This is a genomic window from Arthrobacter sp. D3-18 (assembly GCF_054408525.1).
Genome location: NZ_CP096439.1, coordinates 316,640 through 338,966 on the forward strand (window position 1 = coordinate 316,640; position 22,327 = coordinate 338,966).

The window sequence follows — 22,327 nt, forward strand, 5'->3', positions numbered from 1 at the left end:
TTTCAACTCCCGTACTCACGACACCTCCAATGTGTTGAAGCGGCGCAGGGCATCAGCCAGGATGCGATTCTTGAAATCCCCGTTGACAGACGTATAGATCGACGTTGTCGATGCGTGCATGTGGCCGACCTGTTCCTGGACGAAACGGTCAGCATACCCGTACTCAATCAAGTGGGTCACATAGGAATGACGCAGGCAGTGAAGCGTCAAAGCTGGGTCCATGCCTGACTCCCTGCGTAGCGCGGCAAACCGGCGGTCCATATACTCGCGCGACACCCGGCTCCTTCGCTCGGTAGGCCACATGGCAGCGAGTTCTGCAGGTGCGAACAAGTCCCTGCCTTCCTCTACCCACTGCCGCATACCATCGATCCACCATGCGAGCTCGGGAACCAGCAGCACCGTCCGGCGCTTGGGCGTACCTCCCCTGCTGGACTTAGCAAAGCGGACCGACAGGGCGGCATACTTTCCCCATTGCGGGACCTTCGCATTGAAGTGAAGATCTGCAAGATCAATGCCTCGCAGCTCGGACCTTCGCAGTCCGAAGGCGTAGGCAGTCTTGAACATTTGGGCGTCCCGGAACGCGGCAAGTGCCCCCTTGCGCCCGCTCGTCAGAATCGACTCAACTCTTGCATCCGCGTAGTCAAAGAAATTCTGAAGCTCCTCGAGGGTCAGTGCACGCCGTGACGGATGGCCTTCATAGTCCTGAACATGTCTGGTGGTGTTCCACCTCAGACATATCTGTGACGGGGTGTCGCCGAACCTTGCCTCACAGATCTCCACCCAGTCGTAGTCCGGGCTGATCAGGTAGTCACAGAACAGACTCAGAGCGTTATGCATGTGTCTGATGGTCGAAACGGCACGGCCTTTGGAACGGAACATTCCCGAATATTCGTCAAGATCACTCGCCTGCCATTGCCAGGGATAGGAACCGGCATAGTCACAGAAGCGCCGCACGATTCCGAGGCGGCCTTTGATCGTGTCCTCCGCCAGCCCGCGGCTTTGCTGTTGCTGGGTCCATGATCCGAGCATCGATTCGAAGACTGCTTCTTCGGGATGAAGGAGTTCCAAACCGCTGTCGGAACCAGCGGCTCGTCGGAGCTGGGTAACACCAAGAAAATGTTGCATCAAACACAGGACTGTATGGATAGATGCAACTTTAATCAAGTTTGGCACGTTCTCCCGCGCGCCTAGGCTGATAACGAAGACGTCGCAAGACGAGGAAGACGGCCATAAATCATCAGTCCCCGCACGTTATATTGCATTAGATGCAACAGTCCACGGTTGAAGACCCTTGCCAAGCTGTGCAACAAGTGGGCAAAGAACAATCCCGCTTTCGATGGTGTCTGCCGGTGGGAATCTGTGCCAGCAGACCAGCGCGAAGCGCTGATGGCCAAGCTGTCCGTGATCGAAATCTGGGGCGTGGCCACCAGATTAACCAGGCGCCTGAACGCGATGGGGATCTTCTCGATCTTGGACCTGACCCGCGCTAACCCGGTAGCTATCCGGGACAAGTTCTCCATCGTCATGATGCGCACCGTCCTGGAACTGCAAGGCACACCGTGCATTCCGATGGAAGAGGAACGAATCGGCCGGGACCAGCTGATCTTCTCCCGGTCCTTCTCCACACCGATCACCACAACTGCAGGGCTGCGGCAGGTCATGAGCGTGTACGCGCAAATGGCCTCCGCACGTCTGGTCAAACACGACCTGCAAGCCAAAGTGCTGACCGCCTTCGCGGCGACATCGCACTCCAACCCGAACGAAAAATCCTTCCCCTCGGTGTGCCTGGCCCTGCCGATGCCGACCGCTGACCCGGTGCTGTTGACCAAAGCCGCCCACGCGCTGCTCCCCCAGGTCCATGAGGGCGTGAAGTATGTCCGGGCCGGGATCATGGTCACCGACCTGCGCCCATCAGGGAACCAGAAACCCCTGGAACTCTTCGAGAACCCCCACGAAGAACGCGGAATCGGGATCCTGCTCGAAGACGTAGCGAAACGCTACGGCCGCGGATCCATCGGACTCGGCCATGCCGGAATCAAAGGCGGCCCGGACTGGTCCATGAAACGCGACATGCTCTCCCCCAGGTACACCACCCACTGGGACGAACTCCCCCTCGTCAAGGCCGCCTGACCGGCGCCAAGGTAAGAAAGGAAACCACACATGACCATTGCACCCGAATCACCCACGACCAGTGCTGATGTCGCTGTCCGGTTCAGCCCCGACAGTACCCCGTTGGCGATCCGTCACAACGGACGCATTTGGATGGTCGATCCCGATGTCCACACCGCTCACTGGTTCACCAGGGACGCATGGTGGGAAACCCAGACCAGGGCAGCGATCGGCACCGGCGATCTGGTCAGCGTCGAACATTGGCAAGTCCAAGCCAAACTCCCCCAAGCTAATGCCGAACTGCGCACGTTCACGCTGCGGCGGGAGCCGCTGGCTACCGTGTGGCAGCTCGAATCCATCAGCTAGTGCCGGCTGACCTGTACCGCTCCCCTGTCCCTGAACAGCTCTGGAAACGGATCCGCAACGAATTTCACCTGCCCAGCCTGGAGCAGGTCCGCGAACGGTTCGCCTCCGTGCATGAGGATCCCGAGCCGGTCATGCGGCAGCTGGTTCGGGTTTTCCTGGACGGAGGGACGTATTGCCCTGGTTACCAGTTCCGGCCAGATCAGACTTTGGAGCCGGTGGTGGTGGCGCTGTTCGAACGGGCAATGGAGCTGCGGATCCCACACAACTACTTCGCACTGTGGATGATGGTGCCTTCCCCCGCCCTGCAGGGAAAGCGGCCCGTGGATCTCCGCCGCAGCGGCGAAGCCTCGGCCCTGCTCGCGGGGCTGGAACGGACCTTCAGAGACGAGGCGGCCTAGCATACGGGAGTGAAAGTGACCCTGACCGTAGAGGCCGCCGACGGCAAACTAAGTTACATCGACGCCGAAGGCGAGACATACGAAGACGCCAAAGCCGCCGCCGAAGCGCTGATCCCGGAAGGCTCCAAAGCCATTGTCCTCCCCGGCAAGTAGCAAGCCCGTATGAGCCCGAAAGTACGAACAGCGGTGGGTTCGGCCGGCGGATAGCCGCGTTTTACAAGAAGCCGAACGCCTTTCACAGGTTCTGTGGGTTCTTCGGAACCAGAAAAGGCGTGGCCTTCTCGCCCAGGAAGCCGTCCAGGCGCTCGATACGGCCTTCCCCGGCTGGCTGGACGGGATCGCGCTCAACTTCGAGCGGCACAGGCAACAACGGGCCACTGTATTCATCGATATGGATGAAAGAGAACGGTAAACACCCGCACCGCGGCGGCGGGGATGCCAAAGAACGGGCCCTGGCCGGTTGGCTCGCACGACAAAAGTACATGCGAACAAGGGCGAATACCCTGCCCGGATCAAGGAACTGAACGCGCGCATGCCCGGATGGCACCGCGCACCCTGATCCCAAACCGGTCCGGGGTAGGGCTATTTATCGGCCCAGCGTTCGTGCGCGGCTTGGCGGCTGATCCCAGCCGCCCGTCCGATGTCGGTCCAGGAGGCGCCGGCTGCTTTCGCGGCTGCGACGGTCTTGTCCAGGCGGTGCCCGGCCTGACGGTGTTCCCTGGCAGCTGCCTCCACACCAAGGATCGCTTCAGACGGGGCAATGTGGATCATCCACTCGTCCTGAACGGCATCTTCCACGCGTTCGGAAACAAAAGCGCCCTCCCCTAGAGGGCAGTACTCTTTGCGGGAGGCGAAATCAGCCTCTGCGGGCGTGAGCACTCTTTGCCACAGCTCTCCCTGCCACCCACAGGTGCAGGCACCGCGCCAGCTCATGATCAGGTCGTGAGGGACGATCTCCTCATCAGGGTGGAATTCTCCGGCTGGTTTGTAGTCTCCGTTGATCCCGTGGACAAACACTCCCTCCCCGGTTGAGCTCCCTGAGAGCCTACCGTCGGGTGCGACTTCAGCAACCCAGCCCTCGTGTTTGTAGTCGTTGGATGTCCAGCCCATGGCGTCGTGCCTTCCTGTCAGGGTTTCCTGACAGGAAGTCTTTCAGGGACCTCTGACAATAACCAGAGCCGTCCAAGCGGGGCTACGGGTCGGAGAGATCGGGGACTGCCGGGGCTTAGTGTCTGGTGTCCTTGGCTGGTGACTCGTTCTTGGATCCCGAGTCGCTGTCGCTGAACTTGCCATTCTTATTCTGGATCCGCACTTCGCCGTGTCCGCGGCCCGTGTTCTCCACGATTTCCTTGGCCCGTTTCTCAGCGGCCTTCTTCGTGGGTTCATGGGACGAGACCCGTTTGGCGTCTTCTTTTTTGACGTCCCAACCTCCGCGGTCACTATTGGGGACTACGTACCGGTCGTTGTCGTTGCCTTTTGCCATTTTGATCCGCTCCTTACCGCGTGAACTGATTTTGGGCCCAGCCAAAGGGCCAGTGGATGGACTGCCCCTTTATATGTGCCCGCTTATCGGCAATCGTGACGGGAAAAGTGAAAGATTTTCTGGCAGTCGATGTTCATCATTCCGCGGGTTCAATCAGCTCGGGTCCGTTGTTCCGGACACTGTTGACGCGGGTGCTGACTATGCGCGGGGTCAGGGTTGGTTCCGGCAGGGAATCCAGCAGGTGTTGGACGTCGGCTTTGTCGGTCAGGTCCGGGTCGAGCCATTCCGCGAAGCGCTCCTGCGGGATGATGACCGGAGAGCGATCGTGGACGTGTCCCAGCGCGTCCTGTGTCGTTGTGGTCAGGACGGTGCAGGTCAGCAGCCACCGTTCGGGATCGTCTTCGGGCAGGGCAGGATCGGGCCAGAACTCGTACAGGCTGGCGAAGCCCAGCAGCGGTTGTTTCTCGGAGAACAGATAGTTCGGGATCTTCTTGCCGTCCTCGGTCTTCTGCCATTCGTAGTAGCCCTCGGCGGGAACGATAGCCCTGCGCTTGACCGCAGCTGACCGGAAAGATGGCTTCTCCAAGATGCTCTCGCTGCGGGCATTTATCAGCTTGGATCCGATCTTGGTGTCCTTTGCCCAGGATGGCACCAGACCCCACTTTGCAATCAGCAGGCGCCGATCGATCGTGCCCTCGTCCAGGCGTTCTCGGCCACGATCGGTACGTTCTGGGTCGGGGCGACGTTCCAGCTCGGCCCTGGCGGGCTGCCTTCAACTTCCTTGGCCTCGAAGTGGCTCAGAAGATCGCTCGTTGCTTTGGACATCACGTATCGGCCGCACATGAGCCCATTCTGCCCATAAAACCGTCAAAGCGGAGGCCGTGCGAGGCTTCGGATCGCGTTGTATCGGGGCCTGCCCTTCTGATGGTCAGCAGTCGGTCTTGATGTCAGCCGTCCAGCGAGGGATGGGGTTGCGCTTCCAGAACGCCTACTGTCAGGATTCCCGGGTTGTTAGTGTGCAGCGTTGTAACGTTCGAGGACGTGGGCGCTGATCGTTCCCCGTGCTGCGACGTTGATGCCGTTTTCCTTTGCCCAGGCACGGATTTTGGAGTTCCTGGTTCCGCGGCTGCGGGAAGTCGCGGATTGTTTCAACGTGCGGGCAGCAGCTACAAAGGGGCTTAGGGAATCCCGTAGTTCTTTGACATGGGTGCTGTTGAGGTCGATTTCGTAGTCGCTGCCGTCGAGGGAGAAAACGATGGTCTCTTCCGCGTCCGTGCCGTCCAGGTCGTCGTGCAGAGTGATGATTGTTCGTGTAGCCACCATAAAACCGTACCCCGCAAGGCAAGGGTGTCCTGACAGGGGCAAACACAAGACGCTCCAACGAAGCTCCTCGCGTTGCCCGGCGGATTCGCGGAGAGTTGCAGCAGGCGGTGAGAATGTCAGCGGCGTGTCGGACTCGAGTCCATGGTGACTTTCCGCATCCGCACAGGGTTTGACCTTGAGATCTTGGATGAACGGCGGCTCGCCGGATCGACCGGCAATTCATGATTCGGCGCGTCGATGCTGCCACCTTGGACGGTGAAGAAATTCACACCTCCACCGCAACGCCGGCCGAAGCCATCGCCTTCGTTCTTGATTCGCCCAAGGCCCTCGCCTCGCTGGTGGCAACAGTGATGCTTAGCCGGGCAGGGACGGAGATGCCTGGCGCCCGGCTCTCAAACGTGAACTTGGAACACCTCTAACATCCGGACTCTCTGCGTCGGTTTCCTGGGCTGATGTCAGTTTTTGAAACTTTTTGTGTTTTCGAGCGTCACGTTTCGAGCCGGGGCCGGTATACATCGTGGAGGCATTCCCGGTCCTTGGGCCGGGCCTGCTGTCGAGACCAGCTAGTGCTGCTATCCAACTCTCCTGGCGCTGTGCCAGGAACACGAAGCGGCGACCGGATACGTGTCCCCCCTGACCATTGCCGGCCGTCGCTTTCGTGTTGGATTCCGCACAAGTACCACCAGAACACCGGGGAAAGAGGGAGTCATCTCTTAGTTGAGAGCGATCCCAATTATTTGTATAGGCTGACGTCGATCTGCCAGGCGAACGACGGAAAACGACACGCTAAGCGCTAGGGTCCGCATCGGTGGCAGAGCAAGTAAGTGAATATTTTGGGGGAACTACAGCATGAAGAATGAAGCCGAGCACTTGGTGCCGCCTGCCTCGGAGACGCCGCGGAAAGCGCTCCGGGTAGCGCGATGACCCAACCGGGTAATTCGACGTCACGGGAGTCCGCGGCTTCATCGGATGAGGATCTCATCAGGGGTGTGGAAAAGGGTGACGACGCCGCTGTCGAGGAGCTTTACCGCCGCCATCTTCCCGCGGGGCTGTCCTTTGCCCGCCGGCTTGTGGGTAATGATTTCGACGCCGATGACGCCGCTTCGGAGGCTTTCCTCAAAGTTATCGGGGCCATCCAACGCGGCAACGGCCCTGACGGGCCTTTCCGTCCGTACCTGCTCCGGGCTGTACGGACCTGTGTCGCTGATCACTGGACGGCCCAGTCCCGTGTGGTGCTGTTCGAGGACCCGATGGACACCCCAGCGGATGATCCGGGTTTCGACCACGTTCTGAACGAGACCGATCGTGACCTGGCGAGCGTGGCGTTCGCCTCCTTGCCGGCACGATGGCAGACGGTGCTGTGGCACCTTGACGTCGAACGCGAACCTCCCCGCAGGGTCGCCCCCTTGTTGGGTCTTGAACCCAATGCTGTCTCGGCGGTAGCGGCCCGGGCTCGGAAAGGCCTGCGTCAGGCTTATTTGGAAGCGTACGTTGCCTCCTCTGTTGAGGAATCCTGCAAACCGTTCCTGCCGCTGCTGGCCAAGTCCGTCACTGACGGCCTGTCCCCTGCCGAGGATCTGCGGCTGCAAAAACACTTGGAAGAATGCCCTGACTGCAGGGCAGCGATCCTTGCGATGGCCGACGCCAAATCCACGATGAGGCGAGCCGTCGGGCCCTGGTTCCTGGGGTTGGCGGCAGCCCCGCTCACCTTCACCCTGCCGTTCCTGCCGTCGTGGTCGCCCAGCAGCTAGCCACGCACTCCTCGGGCTTCGCACTGGGTCCTTGGGCAGCGTCAGTGGCCGCAGCGGCATGCGTCGTGACCGGCGCGGCCGTCGGGCTCAATACAAGTACGGTCGATCTGATAGATCCGGGAGTAGCCGCTGCCCCGGCCCGCGTCGCTCCGATGGGACCTGAAACCCCGGTCAACCCCTCCACGCCACTGGCTTCTGCACCGGTCTTTGACCGGACACAGGCACCGGCCCCGTCCGGCGTTCCGGTCATTCCTCCCAAGACCAATGCTGCGAAGGAAGTGCTGCTTTCCGCGTCGGTTCAGCTCACCGCCGCTCCTTCGACCGATCCTGCCGCCATCCCGCCGCCACCCCCCACAGCGGCTACGGTCAAAACCCCGCCAACCAACCCACCGGCGCCGGCCCCTGCCCCCGCACCCTCAACACCGGCACCTCCGACGGTGAAGCCCACCCCCACCACGCCGCCGGCACCTTCCCCTCCTCCGCCGCCGGCAGCAACCCCGGCACCGACTCCCCTGCCGGCGCCCGGGCGGGATTGCTGGCTGCTGTGTCTGGAGATCCGCTTGTAACCCTGGGAACCGGGCTTCCGTGTCGTTATCAGCGTCGGGGAATTTTGGCGGTTCGGCGTCACGATTCGCTTCCGGGCCGACGGGTGCAGCCGTCACACCAACACCTTCCGCACTCGCGGCCGACAGGGCGGGTCTCCCCTCAACCGGCCCCGAACTGGGGAAACACTGATCCGCACACATGAACCGAGAGTGAACTCCCGCTAATAAGGGTTCTTATTTTTTCGTATAGGATGCTCGTGGACGGCATTCGATGCTCGCCCCACAGGACTTGTTTACCACTGCCCGCCGCTCCGCGGGGATGTCGTCTCATCCCCTTGCGTGAGCGCCGGCACGGTCCCTGAAGGCGTGTTTGAGAGGTACCGGAGGGGGTGCGATCCTTTTCCGGCGGTACGCCGATGGGGCTCGCGATGGGGAACAACAGAACAATGACTACCAGGCACTCACTGCTGACCGCTGCCGTTTTCGGCTTTCCGACAGACCGGGAACTCCGATGACCGGCACCGGGGACCAGGGGATCTTCACTCCCGGTAACGCCGCCGATGAGGATCTCATCGCGCTGGTTGAACAGAACAACGAAGCGGCGGTTGAAGAACTGTACCGCCGGCACATGCCTGCAGCGCTGCTGTTCGCCCGGCGGGTGGTCGGCAATGATTTTGACGCTGACGACATTTGCTCCGAAGCGTTCCTGAAAGTCATCGGCGCGATCAGGCGCGGCAAAGGCCCGCAGGGCCCGTTCCGCCCGTATCTGCTCACAGCAGTCAAGACCAGCGCCGCTGATCACTGGTCTGGTGCGAGCCGTGAAGAGCTGGTCGAGGACGCGGCCGAAACTCCTGATGATGAGCGCGGCTACGACCGTATCCTGCAGGAAAAAGATCTCCAGCTGGCGGCAGCGGCGTTCACGTCCCTGCCTTCCCGCTGGCAAACCGTGCTCTGGCACGTGGACGTTGAAGGGGAACCTCCCCGCAGGGTCGGGCCTTTGCTCGGTCTCGAACCAAATGCCGTCTCTGCCGTGGCCGCCCGCGCCCGCAAAGGACTGCGCCAGGCCTACCTTGAAGCGTATGTCGGCTCATCGTTGGAGGAGTCCTGCAAACCGTATCTGCCCCTGCTCGCCAAGTCCGTCGCCGATGGGCTGAGCCCGGCCGAGGATCTGCGGCTGCGCAAGCACCTGGATAAATGCCTGCCCTGTTCGGCTGCCATCGCTGCCCTGACAGACGTGCGTTCGACCATGCGGCGGGCCGTTGGTCCCTGGATCCTGGGTTTGGCCCCGGGATCTGCCCTTCTGCCCGCCGGCGTGGCCGGATCAGCAGGAGCGGGCGCAGCCAACCCGGTCCCAGCCGCTGGGCAGGGTGCTGCGCACTCGGCAGGAATGGGCATCGGTGCCTGGGCAGCTGCTGTTGCCATTGTGGCGTGTCTTGCCACCGGCGCGGTTGCGGTGGGTATGGGTCTGGGCACGACGAGTTCCGCAAACCAGGCCGGCAGCGCACCGGCCCAAGTCGGTCCCGGTTCCGCAGGAGGCCAGGCAGACAGCGCCCCCGGATCAGGCCAACCGAACGGCATCGGCACCAGCAGTAGCGGTGCCAGCGACTTGCCACAGGCTGCAGATGCACCCGGGAGCAAGGCCCTGCAGGCTCCCATGCCGGTCACTGTCCGGGATCTGACATCTCCGACTACCCTCCCATCGGCAACCGGCCAGGACCCTCTGCCCTCAACAACAATGCTTGAAATGCCCTCCCCGGCGGCGACCGGAACGGGCACGCTTCCAGCACCCGCAACGACGGGGACCGTCACCCCCAGCCCCACATCGCCTCCGGTATCCAGCACCGCAACACCAACGACCAGCCCGTCTGCCACGGCAGAGCCAACGGCAACCCCAACACCTGCCCCAACTCAAACCTCGACACTGGTTCCTACTCCGACACCGAGTGCAACGGTTCCGCCGACTTCGCCGGATCCCACACCAACTCCCACACCGACGATCACGGATACCCCGGAAGAGCCCTGCCCGTGGTGGTGGTGGTTCTGCCGCGCCTAGGTCCGAGCCTCGTCGTCTGACCTGTTTGAACGTCTGAAAAAACTTTATTGATTTTTCGCGTCACGATTCCATCTGACTGACGTTTACACCATGGAGGCCTGTTGCCTCCGCGTGATCCACCATGTTCAGTCCCTGTCGGGACCGGACTTTCCTGCGCGCACGTCCAGCCATGGGCGGGTGCTTCAGCTGTGCCCGGAAGGGCATCACGAGCTTTGGGAGGCAACCAGACCGAGAGTGGTTCAGCACGCCTGGTGCGTGCCGATGAAGCAATGAACACGTTCAGCGCCGAACGGAGCTGAACAAATGGGGGGTGGCTCTTATGCGCAGTCTCGAACTGGCGAAGATGCGTCCCGAATCTCTGGGGGAAGAGTACTTCTGCTCCCACCGACACCTGTAAGGGGTGCAGCAATTGGCTGACGGCACTAACGGGCTCGGCGGCAGGACATCAGGTCCTGCGTCCAGTCCACATTCAAAGAGACCAACAGGCAGGCGGGCATTGACGCCGGTCCGCCGAAGGGCCAAGTCCGGCAACGGCATGGCCACGACGAAGAAGGCGCTGGGGCTTGTGGCCAGCGGCGCCCTGGTAGCTGGCATGTTCACCGGTGGTGGACTGGTGCTGACGGCGGCCCCGGCGACGGCTGCAGATGCGCTCAGCTGCGCCTCGGTCTATTCCATCCAGGGCGCCGGAGAGCGCAACCTGTGGCAGGTCGATACCAACACCGGTGTGCAGAGCAGTGTTGGCAACTTCACCATCAACGGGTCCAACCAGAACCTCAATGGTCTTGGCATTGCCGCTGACGGCAGCGCCGCGTTCGGTGTCCTGCCCAACACCGGTGACACGGGCCGGACCATCTACCGTCATGACCGCGCCTCCAACACCACCACCGCTCTCGGTGCCGGTGAAGCCGGCACCCCGGTCACGCACGGTGCGATCAATCCGGACACCGGGTTCTACTACTACGGTGGTTTCAGCGGCAACAACGTCCGCATCTACGGTTTCAACACCGCCACCAACACTTCCATCGGTCTGGTCGCCAGCGGCGACATCCCCAACGCCGGAGCCAACGGCGACTGGGCCTTCGACCGGCAAGGCCGCCTGTACGTCGTCGGCGGTGGCACCTCCCAGAGCATTCTCTCGGTGATCCAGCAGCAGCTGCCCACCACCGCCGGCGCTCCCACCGCGGTCAGTGCCTCCGAAATGGTTGGCATCGCCACCCCGCAGCCGGTCAACGGCATCGCCTTCGGCGGAGACGGGCTCCTGTATCTGGGCAGCTCCGATACCCTCCGTCAGGTTGACCCGGTCAGCGGTGCCGTCACGAGCACCAAGCCGTTCTCCCAGGCCGGGTCCGTTGACCTTGCTTCCTGCGCGACACCGAACACCATCACCGTCCAGAAAGACTTCCCCAACGGCCGTGTAGCACCCTCGGAACAGGCCACACTGGCACTGACCGGCGGGACTCTGCCCGGGGCAGGGATCCAGGCAACCACCACGGGCAACGAAGCAGGACTTCAAGTCCAGCCCGGTGAGGTTGTCGGCCCGGTCTTCGGCCGTGTTGGAACCACCTACACCATCTCCGAGTCCGGGACCGGCACCGGTGGCAGCTATGCCTCCAGCTGGGCCTGCATCAACGACAACACCGGCGCCCCGATCGCTTCCGGTACCGGCGCGACGGGCAGCTTCACCATGCCCGCAGCCGGATCCGACGGTGTCGCGGTGCTGTGTACGTTCACCAACTCAGCCATGGTTACTGCGTTGACGTTGGATAAGAAGGCAGGAGACCTCAGCGGTAACACCGCCGGGTCAACCATCCCCTACACCTTCGACGTGACCAACACCGGCACCGTGCCGTTGGAAACCGTCACGGTCAACGACCCGAAGGTCGGCGCTGTTACCTGCCCGGCCGGTCCTTTGGCTGTCGGCGCGACCGTCACCTGCACCGCCGATGCGTACACGCTCTCCCAGGAGGACGTCAACGCCGGTGAAGTCCTGAACACGGCTACCGCGACCGGCACGGCCACGGGCCTGCCGAACGCCACGGACGATGACTCCACCACCACCCCGGTCGCGGCCGCCCCGGCCCTGACCCTGGAGAAGACCGCCGGTACCCCGGTGGATGTCAACAACTCGGGTCTGACCGATGCCGGTGACACCATCGCGTACAGCTTTGTTGTGACCAACAGCGGCAACCTGCCGGTGAACAACATCGGCATCACCGATGATCTGTTGAGCAGCCAGGACCCCGGTATCACCATCACCTGTGAGGCCTCCTCACTGGCACCTGGTGCTTCCACGAACTGCACGGCAGATAGGCCGTACACGATCACCGCTGCTGATGAGGCTGCGGGCAAGGTCGTCAACACCGCCACCTCCACCGGAACCGACCCGGACAACGGCGGCGTGACCTCCAACGAAGACAGCACCGAAACCCCGGTCACCGCACCGGCACCGGCACTGTCCATCGAAAAAACGGCCGGCACCCCGGTCGATAAGAACAACTCCGGCATCACCGACGCCGGCGACACCATCGCCTACACCTTCGTGGTCACCAACACCGGCAACGTGCCCCTGCACGACGTCAAAGTCAACGACCCCAAGGCCGGCGCAGTAACCTGCGACGCAACGACCCTGGCCCCCGGCCAGTCCATCAACTGCGCAGCAGACGCCCCCTACATCGTCAGCGAAACCGACGAAACCGCGGGCAAGGTCATCAACACCGCCACCTCCACCGGAACCGACCCGGACAACGGCGGCGTGACCTCCAACGAAGACAGCACCGAAACCCCGGTCACCGCACCGGCACCGGCACTGTCCATCGAAAAAACGGCCGGCACCCCGGTCGATAAGAACAACTCCGGCATCACCGACGCCGGCGACACCATCGCCTACGCCTTCGTGGTCACCAACACCGGCAACGTGCCCCTGCACGACGTCAAAGTCAACGACCCCAAGGCCGGCGCAGTAACCTGCGACGCAACGACCCTGGCCCCCGGCCAGTCCATCAACTGCGCAGCAGACGCCCCCTACATCGTCAGCGAAACCGACGAAACCGCGGGCAAGGTCATCAACACCGCCACCTCCACCGGAACCGACCCGGACAACGGCGGCGTGACCTCCAACGAAGACAGCACCGAAACCCCGGTCACCGCACCGGCACCGGCACTGTCCATCGAAAAAACGGCCGGCACCCCGGTCGATAAGAACAACTCCGGCATCACCGACGCCGGCGACACCATCGCCTACACCTTCGTGGTCACCAACACCGGCAACGTGCCCCTGCACGACGTCAAAGTCAACGACCCCAAGGCCGGCGCAGTAACCTGCGACGCAACGACCCTGGCCCCCGGCCAGTCCATCAACTGCGCAGCAGACGCCCCCTACATCGTCAGCGAAACCGACGAAACCGCGGGCAAGGTCATCAACACCGCCACCTCCACCGGAACCGACCCGGACAACGGCGGCGTGACCTCCAACGAAGACAGCACCGAAACCCCGGTCACCGCACCGGCACCGGCACTGTCCATCGAAAAAACGGCCGGCACCCCGGTCGATAAGAACAACTCCGGCATCACCGACGCCGGCGACACCATCGCCTACACCTTCGTGGTCACCAACACCGGCAACGTGCCCCTGCACGACGTCAAAGTCAACGACCCCAAGGCCGGCGCAGTCACCTGCGAAGCAACGACCCTGGCCCCCGGCCAGTCCATCAACTGCGCAGCAGACGCCCCCTACATCGTCAGCGAAACCGACGAAGTGCAGGGTTCGGTGGATAACTCCGCTACCTCGGAGGGCACTGATCCTGATGGTGACCCGGTGACGTCGAAACCGGATACGACCAACACTCCGGTCACTGTCCCGGTGCCATCCCTGGAGATTGAGAAGTTCGCGGCCACTCCCGTGGATGTGAACAACTCCGGCATCACCGACGCCGGCGACACCATCGCCTACACCTTCACGGTCACCAATGACGGCAACGTCCCGGTCAAGAACATTGCCGTGGTGGATCCCCTTGTCGGAACAGTGACTTGCGATGTCACCGAACTGGCTCCGGGCGCGAAGGCCACCTGTGCTGCAGCAGCCGTGTACACGATCACTGCAGCGGACGAGAAGGCACAGCTGGTGCGCAACACCGCCCACGCGACCGGTGTTGACCCGGATTCCGATGAGGTTCTCTCCGACCCGGATACGACCAACACTCCGGTCACGGAGCAGGCCCCTGTCCTGACGCTGGAGAAGACAGCCGGCGCGATCCAGGACGCCAACCGCAACGGTGTCCCGGACGCAGGTGACACGATCGCCTACACGTTCACGGTCACCAACGACGGCAACGTCCCGGTCCGCCAGATCAAGATCAACGACCCGCTCCTTGGGTCCGTCACTTGTGAAGCGGCCGACCTCGCCGTCGGTGCCTCCACGAACTGCGCTGCTACCGAACCGTACGTGATCACCCAGGCAGACGTTGACGCCGGGAAGGTTCACAACGTTGCCACGGCAACCGGAACCGACCCCGACAACGAAACGACGACCTCGAACGAGGACTCAACGACCACGGACATTGCCCGTGCCGCTGAGCTGAGCATCGAGAAGTTCGCGGAACTGCTCGACGGTGACGGCGACAAGCTTGCCGACCTCAACGAAGGCATCAAGTACACGTTCAAGGTCACCAACACCGGAAACGTGACCATCACCGACGTGGTGGTCAACGATCCCAAGGTAGGGGCGGTCATCTGCCCGGAAACCGTGCTCGCACCCGGGGAATCGGTGACCTGCACCGCTGAGAACCTCTACATCGTCACCCAGGCCGAGGTGAACGCCGGTTCGGTCGATAACACCGCCACCGCCACCGGAACACCGCCGACCGGTCTCGAGAAGGTCACGTCCGATCCGGACAGCGTCTCCACCCCGACCAACGTCGTCCAGGGCCTGCACCTTGACAAGGACAACGTCCTGGCCGACAAGGACGGCGACAACGCAGCGGACGCCGGGGAAACCATCAACTACACGTTCACGGTGACCAACACCGGAACCGTGACCGTTGAAGGCATCCGCATCGATGACGCCATGCTCGAAAAAGCCGGCATCGGCATCACCTGCCCGGAAACCGTCCTGGCTCCCGGACAGTCGGTGACCTGCACGGCCTCGTACACCGTTCAGGCCGCTGATGTGGCCTCCGGCAACCCGATCCGGAACGTCGCCGCCGCCAAGGGCTCCGGCCCCGACGGGGCTGTGTTCTCGCCCGAGGATGACACCGAAACCAAGGCAGCGGCCAGGGACGAAGGAACTCCTTTGGCCGTCACCGGTGGCGTGTCACTGCTCGTGGCAGGCATCGGCGGAGCGCTGCTGCTTGGAGGGCTCGCACTGGCCCTGGTAACCCGCCGGCGCCGCGCCTAACAGTCAAAGCCCATCGGCTCTGACATAGAAGGCAGATAAAGAGGGAGAGCCCGGGACGCCACAAGCGTCCCGGGCTCTCCTGCGTTCTGACAACAGCTCCACCAAACCCCCTTCCCCGGCACACCCCGGAACACAAAAGCGGGGTGGGATGCTTCCACTCGACCAACCCGGCACCGCTTTTGCATCCCGGAACCAGGTTCGACAAAAAAGTTTCCAGGAACTGCGTCACGATTACCGCTTTCGGGCGTTGAGTACATAAGAGAAGCCCGATGAAAAAAGGACAGAATGGCCATCACTACATACACCCCCGCCTCGATCGCGGCGTGGGAATCATCTCTGGCCTCCAGAACCGAACTCTGCTTCTCCATAGCAGGAACAACCGCTGGAAAGCTCACCCTCTACGCAGGCCCCAACTACACCGGCAGCGAACCCATCGCGGTACTGGACCTGCCCGGATCCGGGATCTACCTCAGCCGCCCCGCCACGGACTCCACGGAACGCTGGATCACCGAGATGCTGCACGCTGTCGAAGAACTCACCCACCCGGCACCGGTACACGCCATGGCCGCCTGAAGCCACCAATCAGCCCAGGACTGCTTTGCACTGAACCCGTTGGGAAATTTTGGTCTACGCGCCCGTTCTGCGGGTACGTATCCCTCGACCCCTGAAAAGGGGCTAATACCGCGTCACTCAGCTGCGTCATTTACTCAGCTACGTCATTTACTCAGCTGTGTCCTTTTAACCGTCCCGGAAAAAGCCAAAGGTAATACCGCCACGAAACGCCGGATGCACCGTTCCCCTATTGAGAAAGCCCGAACAAGAATGCTGCGGTGCAACCGCCCCCTCGACGCCGACATGCTCCAGCACAGCTGGAAAGCAATCAGCCTTGGTAACAGCTGGCGTTTTGACGACGACTGGGAAGTCCCGGAAACAACACGCCTCACCAAAGCCCACACCCAAGGGCTGCCATTGGGACAGCCCGCGCACTGCCTGGGATATGCCCGCGCCATGCAGGGAATCGGCATCACCGAAACCATCGAAGACCTGGCAGCATTCTTCACCGCCAGCGGCACCCACGCCGACGCCGCCATCCAGCAGCGGCTCACCGAGGGATGGGTCACCGCAAGCAACACCATTCAGGCGGAATCGTGCATTGATCCCCTCACGGACCTGCCCACCTATGAACATTTCACCCGGGTACTCAACGAGCTTTACGCCGCTCCAGGCTTCGACCCCGATGGCTTCGTGATCGGAAGAATCACGCTACCGGCTCTCCCGCACGGGCTCACTCCGGGATGGACGGACCTGGTCGAGTTGGGTCTTCGCTGCCAGGAAGCCTTCGATGGCACCAGCGCGTCGTTGGCCTATCAGGGCAATACAATCACTGTGCTGATGCAACGCACCGGCGAGAACTATGCACGACTGGCCTACTGCCAGGCAACCCTGATCAACAACAAGCATGTTCCCTGGGGCCGGGCGGACATCAGGTACGAGTCCCTGACCACGACACCGACCGGAGTACTCGACGCGCTGGCGGGAACCACCTGACGTACCGGCACCACCGGCACGTACGGGCAGGCACGGCCCGCCCACCCAGGAAGCCTTAACGAGGAACGACAGATGGAACTATTGGACGCCCACACCCTGATCATGCCGGCCGTGTTGATCGTGCACTTCCTTGGGGTACTCATCGTCGCGGCATCCGCAGCACTCCTGGTGATCTCACTCTTTGTCGTCGTCCTGGCCGTCCACGCCGTCCGGTCGCTGTGGGCCATCCGCCGGAAGGACGCCTGAAGCATCAAAGCAATTCCAGCGGCTCCCACGGGAGCGTTGGCTTTGCCAGGATTGGTGGAAGCATGACGACGGACCCAGTCACTGCTCATGGGGAAGGCCAGCACCCTCTCGGGTGCCGGCCTTCGGCTGGTCCTTCTCCGCGAGCCACGTACAAGACCGCATGGGCCATAATTGGCTCCGGGTCGCAGCGTTTGTTTCTAACGTTCGAGGACAACGTCTTCGGTATTGGGGAAGAACATTTTGTAGGTGATGCCGGCGATGGCGGCGCCGATGATCGGGGCAACAATGAACAGCCATACCTGCCCCAAGGCCTCCGGGCCTGCGAACCACGCCACACCCAGGGATCGGGCAGGGTTCACGGAGGTGTTGGTCACCGGGATGGATACCAAGTGGATCAGGGTCAGGCCGAGACCGATCGCGACGGGGGCGAAGCCCTTGGGAGCGCGTGAGTCAGTGCTACCCAGGATGATGTAGAGGAAGATCGCGGTCAGAATGACCTCAGTGAGCAGGGCAGCGACAAGCGAGTACCCTTCGGGTGACCGGTCACCGTAGCCGTTGGAGGCGAACCCGGACGCTACCGGATCAAAGCCCTCTTTTCCTGAAGCGATACCGAGCAAGGCAGCACCTGCCAGCGAAGCGGCAATGACCTGAGTGATGATGTACGGTCCGACCGCCTTCCATTCAACGCGGCCGGCCAAAGCAGCACCGATCGTGACTGCCGGATTGAAGTGTCCTCCCGAAATATGGCCCACGGCGTACGCCATGGCCAGGACGGCCAGACCAAACGCCAACGCCACCCCCAAAAATCCGATTCCCATGTTGACGCGATCGTCCGTGAGGACCTTGGCGGCCAAAATTGCGCTGCCGCATCCTCCGAAGACGAGGACGAATGTCCCCAAAGCTTCGGCCCCAAGCCGGGACGCGAGTGATTTATGCATGTCATCTCTCTGTTCAGTGGGCATTACGAGGCAAATCTATCCCCGCCAGAGCAAAGACATGCGGACCTTCGAAGGTACGGCGCAACTGAAAGGAACATCCCCTGAAGCCGCGTATGCCCGCTCTTGCCTGTTCCGGCAACAGATCGCCGGTTGGCACCCCGGGAGCCGATGCCAACGGGACTTGGCCTTTAGCTCTCCCGGGGTGAACGTGTAGCGTTAATTGCTAAGCAGGCTGATTATTCGGCCCGCATGCAGGAGGCCTAGTCGATAGCACCGGGATAGTAAAGATGCATGACCCTCGAAAGAGCGCACGATTCCTACTGGATCAAAACACGATCACCCTTGAGTGGTTGTGGATCAAATACTGGGGAGAAGGCGGAAACGCGACCGCCCTGGAATTGGATGCGTACGTGCACGAAGCGTTGAGGCCGCATCCTTCCGAGCTCGACCTCATTGCCTGGGCGATGGAGGACCTGGACAGCGGTCCGGTGCGCTGAGCACTTGAAGACCTCCCCGGCGTGGCAGGGGAGCCAACTATTTTCTCGCCTGCCTGTGGTCCTTTGTGCCCATGCCGTCCAGGAGGTTCCTGGCCAGGTCGCGCAGCTTCTGGTTCCGGTCATTGGATGCCTTCCGCAAGATGGCAAAGGCCTCATCATGCGTGCACCGGTTCTGGAAAATGATCACCCCGCAGGCGGTATCAATCATCGACCTGCTCCTCAGAGCCGCCTCGAGGTCTCCTACGCTCTCCCCCAGCGCCGTGATCCTGATCGCCACTTGTAAAGCCTTGCCAGCGACCGCTGCAAAGGTCAGCGCGTCGGCGACAGCTTGGCGGGTGAACGTCCCAGGGGCCGATGCGAAGAAATTCAAGACAGCCTTGCAGTCCTGATCCAGCTCCAGGGGCACAGCCAGTGCGCTGCACAGTCCGGCCGCGTTCATCGCTCCACAATGGTCACCCCATTGAGGTGATGCCCTGGCGTCGTCAAGGAGGATGGAGCGCCCACTTTCCCACGCGTCGACGCCGGGGCCCTGTTTTAAACCCTGCTCGATTCCGGCGAGCAGCATCGCCTGGTCGCTGCTGCCGCCAATGGTGGTGGGCCGCTTCCGTCTTCCCAGGGTCACAGCGCATTCGATGCGTGTACCGGTCGAGCGGGACGTCACTGTCGCACCAAGACCGGCCATCCCATCGAGGAAAGCCTCAAGATCCTCAGAGGCACCAGCCAACTCCGCCAGCTGATCAACAGCCTGGGACCAACCCTTCCCCGCCACAATCTCCAAGAAAACACCGCCCTCGTGCACGCAATGGTCAATCAGGGGGCCGATTCCGTTACCGGAACGCATCTCGCGCCGAGGACGCTGGCACGGATTGCTTACCCGCTTTGCCCTACGTTGCCCGCCAACAATTTAGCAAGGATGTCTAGTAATTGCGAAGGCCCGACAAAACAGGATCAATCGGTTCGTTCAGAACTTTCTTGTCAGCATTCCCGGCCACAGCGCCGTCACTGGTGTCGCGATGTTCGGCCTGAGAGTCGGCCAATCGGATGAGAGCCATCAAGATGCCCGATACCCAGGCCACGGCTACAAATAACACCAGTACGATCAGGACCAAGGGGTGCATTGGTCAGGAATCCGTGGTTTTGAGTAGCCAACTGATAGCCTCGCTCCGGGAAGTGAAGAACCGGGTAGGACACGGCAATCCATGTTGCCGTCCAATGGTGTAATTGGCGATGACCCGATCCACCGCACTCGAGCCCAGCAAGGCAATGCGCGAAGCGGCACACGGAATGACAAAAACCGACTTAGCCTGACGGGTAACAGCATGGGTACTGCCCATATCGACCAGCATCGGCAGTTCACGGTGCCCGGCGATCTCATTGACCATCGCCATGGCCACATGCACGTCCTCTGCTTCCAGAACAATTCCCGGCTTCCAGGCGAGATGAATTATTCCTTCAGCCCCGAGCCCGATCGCGCCCTTCCCACCAACAGCAACTGTTTCCATTTCTGCTCCCCACAGCATCCGGTGAGACCAAGGATAACCGGGGGGCCGGTGATTGGCCATCGAACGGACAAACCAGATACTCGCATCACTGCATGATTGCCCGAAACCCGGTAGAACACGCCTCCTGGGACGTATTTCCGGTGCGACGACGGTTCCGGAATGGAAACCCGTAAATCCGCAGGAATCACGGGTTCCCATTCCTAAGTGACGATTTCCCCGGCACGAGGGGCGAAGGGCATCTACACCACCGCGCCGGTGAACACCGTCACTAATAAAACCTCCGAAAACCGAAAACGTGACGCACCACCCAGAGAATTTTCAGCTCGTTGCGGACTAACACGCTGAGATGCGCAGAACGACATCAAGGCGCCCCTACCTCCCAAACGCTCGTGAGCCATCTGCCCTGACCTTCTATGCTTCAAATCTGGGTGCAGCGCGGTAGCGCCGATGTCCAAGATCGATGCCTGCGTGCAGTGCCCTGCGGCCGGAACCAGCCGAGCTCAAACTCATTGAATAGGCCAAAGCGGTGGCGGAGAAACAACCCAATTACTTGCACGTACCGGGGATCTGCCGGAGAGCGTAATTAGGCTGATCCTCGTCCTCGGAGCAGTGCGGAGCCTTCGTTAGAGAAGCTCCGCGAAAAGTAGCTGGCCAACGCGGGCGAGGATGTCATTGTTGTTGACCGCATCCGGATCTTCCGTCTTGGTCATCACAGCAAGTGTTAGCGGTGGACGGCCTTCCTGCCATACAACGCCCGCGTCGTTAACGACTCCGTAATCGCCGGCACCTGTCTTGTCCGCGAGTTCAGCCCCAGGTGGCTCGGCAGCTCCTAGCCGCTTGCCGGCGGTGGTATTACGGAGCATCCAGGCGCGAAGACGGGCCTGACCGAGGGTACTCAAGGCGTCGCCGAGCAGGAGGGCCTCGTAGAGTTTATGGATATCAGAGGGTGTGCTCGTATCCCGGGGGTCATCGGGGATCGCCTCGTTGAGCTCCGGTTCCCAGCGGTCCAGACGTGTGGAGTAGGCGCCAAGAGCTCGCGCATATGGGCCTATCTGGGCTGGACCGCCGATCAGTTCGAGCAGGAGATTTCCGGCCGTGTTGTCGCTGAAACGCAGGGCAGCGTCGGCGAGCTCTTCCACGCTCATGTCCCGGTCCCCGTCGGCGGCGCAAATCACGGAGTTTTCCACGATCTGATCCTCACGGAACAGAATTCGGCGCTTCCACAACTCATCATCGTACGCGTGGTCTTGCAGCAGTCGGGCAACAGCGAGGGTCTTGAAAAGAGAGCACATCGGGAACGCTTCACTGCCACGATATGTATAAGCAGACTGTCCCCATCGGCCCGCGGCGATCCCTATCGTGACGCCCTGAGCCGATTCAAGGGCGGCGATCGACCGGTCCAGATGCGGACGGGCGCGCCCTTTCCCGGACAGCTTCTCTTGGGCGGATGCCGGGCTGCCCGTGGCGACCAATGAGGTTGCGAGCACTCCCGCGCCAAGCAAGAAGGTTCCGCGACGTGTCGGCGCGAACTTCCGGTCTCTGGGGCCGAAGGCATCGGTTGGTTCCATGCCACCAGTCTGGGGGAATGCCCTGGTGCGTGCAAAGCAAAAAGACTGCCACGGCGTCGAGAAGTCATCGACGGCTGGCAGGCACATGACCTTCCACCAGCTTTGCTGTGATGTCTGCTCGGCAGTGGATCCCCGGGCCTACGGGATGGAGGCTGTATCCCAACAGCCGCCGCACCACCGGGTTCACGGTACGGGTGATTCGATCCCAGCGCAGAGTTTACGGATCTAGAAGTCGACGGCGACGAGCTTCCCCGGAAGCTCTCCCCCAGCCTCGTCGGCTTCAAAACCCTCGGTCCGTAAAGGCAACCTCTCATCCAACCTTGCGCTCCGGCAACGGCTCATCGATGGGAGCTGGTTCCAAAGCCAGCCTAGAATCGCACGACCAAATCAGAGCTGACGCTTCAACGCCCAGCGACGCCAGCGGGATACTTCCAAAGTCGTATCCTCTTTGAAGACAGCGTCCCATCTTGGCTGCGCAGTTGCTGGCCGCCCCCGTGGAGCGTCGTCCCTTATATGGGCTTGTACGCACACTATTCATCGTTTTTGGGCCCATGGTCCGTCCCTGCAAGTATGTGCGTCGTGGTCTCTTCTTGAGGCTCCGGGTCGGG

Annotated in this window: 21 protein-coding genes and 2 pseudogenes; 13 read left to right on the forward strand and 10 right to left on the reverse strand. The window is 61.8% G+C overall.

All coding sequences use genetic code 11. The features are described from left to right. Positions 1-15: 15 nt before the first annotated feature. Positions 16-1,125 (reverse strand): tyrosine-type recombinase/integrase, encoded by a 1,110-nt coding sequence (locus tag M1D89_RS01445; protein WP_498643393.1) that lies wholly within the window; start codon positions 1,123-1,125, stop codon positions 16-18. Positions 1,126-1,284: 159 nt separating this feature from the next. Here M1D89_RS01445 and M1D89_RS01450 point away from each other — a divergent pair. The 4 genes and pseudogenes from M1D89_RS01450 to M1D89_RS01465 form a co-directional block, all read left to right on the forward strand. Next, positions 1,285-2,130 (forward strand): annotated as a pseudogene (locus tag M1D89_RS01450) (DUF4113 domain-containing protein); the annotation flags it as partial. A 30-nt stretch (positions 2,131-2,160) separates the two neighbouring features. Beyond that, complete coding sequence (locus M1D89_RS01455) at positions 2,161-2,475, forward strand: hypothetical protein (RefSeq protein WP_498643395.1); 315 nt, start codon at positions 2,161-2,163, stop codon at positions 2,473-2,475. Then, on the forward strand, positions 2,475-2,873 hold the full coding sequence (locus tag M1D89_RS01460; protein ID WP_498643397.1) for a hypothetical protein: 399 nt from the start codon (positions 2,475-2,477) through the stop codon (positions 2,871-2,873). The genes M1D89_RS01455 and M1D89_RS01460 overlap by 1 nt, the downstream gene beginning before the upstream one ends. 15 nt (positions 2,874-2,888) lie before the next feature. Next, complete coding sequence (locus M1D89_RS01465; protein ID WP_498643399.1) at positions 2,889-3,026, forward strand: hypothetical protein; 138 nt, start codon at positions 2,889-2,891, stop codon at positions 3,024-3,026. A gap of 82 nt (positions 3,027-3,108) precedes the next feature. Here M1D89_RS01465 and M1D89_RS01470 read toward each other — a convergent pair whose 3' ends face one another. The 5 genes and pseudogenes from M1D89_RS01470 to M1D89_RS01490 all read right to left on the reverse strand — a co-directional run bounded on the left by M1D89_RS01470 (position 3,109) and on the right by M1D89_RS01490 (position 5,676). Then, positions 3,109-3,234 carry a hypothetical protein gene (locus tag M1D89_RS01470; protein ID WP_498643401.1) on the reverse strand — a complete coding sequence of 42 codons (126 nt, stop codon included), beginning with the start codon at positions 3,232-3,234 and terminating at the stop codon, positions 3,109-3,111. Positions 3,235-3,455: 221 nt separating this feature from the next. Further along, positions 3,456-3,983: a hypothetical protein gene (locus M1D89_RS01475; RefSeq protein ID WP_498643403.1), complete on the reverse strand. Its 528-nt coding sequence runs from the start codon at positions 3,981-3,983 to the stop codon at positions 3,456-3,458. 115 nt (positions 3,984-4,098) lie between these two features. Beyond that, on the reverse strand, positions 4,099-4,356 hold the full coding sequence (locus M1D89_RS01480; RefSeq protein WP_498643405.1) for a DUF2188 domain-containing protein: 258 nt from the start codon (positions 4,354-4,356) through the stop codon (positions 4,099-4,101). Between the two features lie 136 nt (positions 4,357-4,492). Further along, a pseudogene (locus M1D89_RS01485) lies at positions 4,493-5,181 on the reverse strand (SOS response-associated peptidase). 186 nt (positions 5,182-5,367) lie between these two features. After that, positions 5,368-5,676, reverse strand: a complete 309-nt coding sequence (locus M1D89_RS01490) for a histone-like nucleoid-structuring protein Lsr2 (protein WP_498643407.1) — start codon at positions 5,674-5,676, stop codon at positions 5,368-5,370. 224 nt (positions 5,677-5,900) lie between these two features. Between M1D89_RS01490 and M1D89_RS01495 the strand changes: the two genes are divergently transcribed. The 8 genes from M1D89_RS01495 (at position 5,901) to M1D89_RS01530 (ending at position 17,214) form a co-directional block, all read left to right on the forward strand. Beyond that, complete coding sequence (locus M1D89_RS01495) at positions 5,901-6,098, forward strand: hypothetical protein (protein ID WP_498643409.1); 198 nt, start codon at positions 5,901-5,903, stop codon at positions 6,096-6,098. A 501-nt stretch (positions 6,099-6,599) separates the two neighbouring features. Further along, a complete protein-coding gene (locus M1D89_RS01500) occupies positions 6,600-7,430 on the forward strand; it encodes a sigma-70 family RNA polymerase sigma factor (RefSeq protein ID WP_498643411.1) in 831 nt (276 codons plus the stop codon). Further along, on the forward strand, positions 7,412-7,996 hold the full coding sequence (locus M1D89_RS01505; protein ID WP_498643413.1) for a hypothetical protein: 585 nt from the start codon (positions 7,412-7,414) through the stop codon (positions 7,994-7,996). The genes M1D89_RS01500 and M1D89_RS01505 overlap by 19 nt, the downstream gene beginning before the upstream one ends. Before the next feature lie 490 nt (positions 7,997-8,486). After that, the gene (locus tag M1D89_RS01510; RefSeq protein ID WP_498643414.1) at positions 8,487-10,028 is read left to right on the forward strand and encodes a sigma-70 family RNA polymerase sigma factor; all 1,542 of its coding nucleotides are present in this window, start codon (positions 8,487-8,489) and stop codon (positions 10,026-10,028) included. Between the two features lie 409 nt (positions 10,029-10,437). Further along, positions 10,438-15,420 (forward strand): beta strand repeat-containing protein, encoded by a 4,983-nt coding sequence (locus M1D89_RS01515; protein WP_498643416.1) that lies wholly within the window; start codon positions 10,438-10,440, stop codon positions 15,418-15,420. A 285-nt stretch (positions 15,421-15,705) separates the two neighbouring features. Beyond that, positions 15,706-15,993, forward strand: a complete 288-nt coding sequence (locus M1D89_RS01520) for a hypothetical protein (RefSeq protein ID WP_498643418.1) — start codon at positions 15,706-15,708, stop codon at positions 15,991-15,993. A gap of 249 nt (positions 15,994-16,242) precedes the next feature. Next, complete coding sequence (locus M1D89_RS01525; RefSeq protein ID WP_498643420.1) at positions 16,243-16,968, forward strand: hypothetical protein; 726 nt, start codon at positions 16,243-16,245, stop codon at positions 16,966-16,968. 72 nt (positions 16,969-17,040) lie between these two features. Next, positions 17,041-17,214: a hypothetical protein gene (locus M1D89_RS01530; protein WP_498643422.1), complete on the forward strand. Its 174-nt coding sequence runs from the start codon at positions 17,041-17,043 to the stop codon at positions 17,212-17,214. Positions 17,215-17,411: 197 nt separating this feature from the next. Here the strand turns inward: M1D89_RS01530 and aqpZ are convergent, their stop codons facing one another. Beyond that, complete coding sequence (gene aqpZ, locus M1D89_RS01535; protein ID WP_498643424.1) at positions 17,412-18,152, reverse strand: aquaporin Z; 741 nt, start codon at positions 18,150-18,152, stop codon at positions 17,412-17,414. Positions 18,153-18,439: 287 nt separating this feature from the next. Here aqpZ and M1D89_RS01540 point away from each other — a divergent pair, with 287 nt between their 5' ends. Then, positions 18,440-18,649: a hypothetical protein gene (locus M1D89_RS01540; protein ID WP_498643426.1), complete on the forward strand. Its 210-nt coding sequence runs from the start codon at positions 18,440-18,442 to the stop codon at positions 18,647-18,649. A gap of 37 nt (positions 18,650-18,686) precedes the next feature. Here M1D89_RS01540 and M1D89_RS01545 read toward each other — a convergent pair whose 3' ends face one another. From M1D89_RS01545 to bla, 3 genes are all read right to left on the reverse strand, one after another. After that, on the reverse strand, positions 18,687-19,490 hold the full coding sequence (locus M1D89_RS01545) for an ANTAR domain-containing protein (RefSeq protein ID WP_498643428.1): 804 nt from the start codon (positions 19,488-19,490) through the stop codon (positions 18,687-18,689). A gap of 280 nt (positions 19,491-19,770) precedes the next feature. Next, a complete protein-coding gene (locus M1D89_RS01550) occupies positions 19,771-20,151 on the reverse strand; it encodes a DUF7793 family protein (protein WP_498643430.1) in 381 nt (126 codons plus the stop codon). A gap of 623 nt (positions 20,152-20,774) precedes the next feature. Next, positions 20,775-21,719, reverse strand: coding sequence for a class A beta-lactamase (bla, locus tag M1D89_RS01555; protein WP_498643432.1), 945 nt, complete (start codon positions 21,717-21,719; stop codon positions 20,775-20,777). Positions 21,720-22,327: the final 608 nt, after the last annotated feature.

Bases quoted from the DNA above. Each gene is read 5' to 3' on its own strand.
- M1D89_RS01455 (WP_498643395.1), top strand. From the start codon at position 2,161: ATGACCATTGCACCCGAATCACCCACGACCAGTGCTGATGTCGCTGTC.
- M1D89_RS01495 (WP_498643409.1), top strand. From the start codon at position 5,901: ATGATTCGGCGCGTCGATGCTGCCACCTTGGACGGTGAAGAAATTCAC.
- M1D89_RS01550 (WP_498643430.1), bottom strand. From the start codon at position 20,151: ATGGAAACAGTTGCTGTTGGTGGGAAGGGCGCGATCGGGCTCGGGGCT.
- M1D89_RS01540 (WP_498643426.1), top strand. From the start codon at position 18,440: ATGCATGACCCTCGAAAGAGCGCACGATTCCTACTGGATCAAAACACG.
- M1D89_RS01480 (WP_498643405.1), bottom strand. From the start codon at position 4,356: ATGGCAAAAGGCAACGACAACGACCGGTACGTAGTCCCCAATAGTGAC.
- M1D89_RS01445 (WP_498643393.1), bottom strand. From the start codon at position 1,125: ATGCAACATTTTCTTGGTGTTACCCAGCTCCGACGAGCCGCTGGTTCC.
- bla (WP_498643432.1), bottom strand. From the start codon at position 21,719: ATGGAACCAACCGATGCCTTCGGCCCCAGAGACCGGAAGTTCGCGCCG.
- M1D89_RS01520 (WP_498643418.1), top strand. From the start codon at position 15,706: ATGGCCATCACTACATACACCCCCGCCTCGATCGCGGCGTGGGAATCA.
- M1D89_RS01510 (WP_498643414.1), top strand. From the start codon at position 8,487: ATGACCGGCACCGGGGACCAGGGGATCTTCACTCCCGGTAACGCCGCC.
- aqpZ (WP_498643424.1), bottom strand. From the start codon at position 18,152: ATGCATAAATCACTCGCGTCCCGGCTTGGGGCCGAAGCTTTGGGGACA.
- M1D89_RS01525 (WP_498643420.1), top strand. From the start codon at position 16,243: ATGCTGCGGTGCAACCGCCCCCTCGACGCCGACATGCTCCAGCACAGC.
- M1D89_RS01475 (WP_498643403.1), bottom strand. From the start codon at position 3,983: ATGGGCTGGACATCCAACGACTACAAACACGAGGGCTGGGTTGCTGAA.
- M1D89_RS01500 (WP_498643411.1), top strand. From the start codon at position 6,600: ATGACCCAACCGGGTAATTCGACGTCACGGGAGTCCGCGGCTTCATCG.
- M1D89_RS01530 (WP_498643422.1), top strand. From the start codon at position 17,041: ATGGAACTATTGGACGCCCACACCCTGATCATGCCGGCCGTGTTGATC.
- M1D89_RS01545 (WP_498643428.1), bottom strand. From the start codon at position 19,490: ATGCGTTCCGGTAACGGAATCGGCCCCCTGATTGACCATTGCGTGCAC.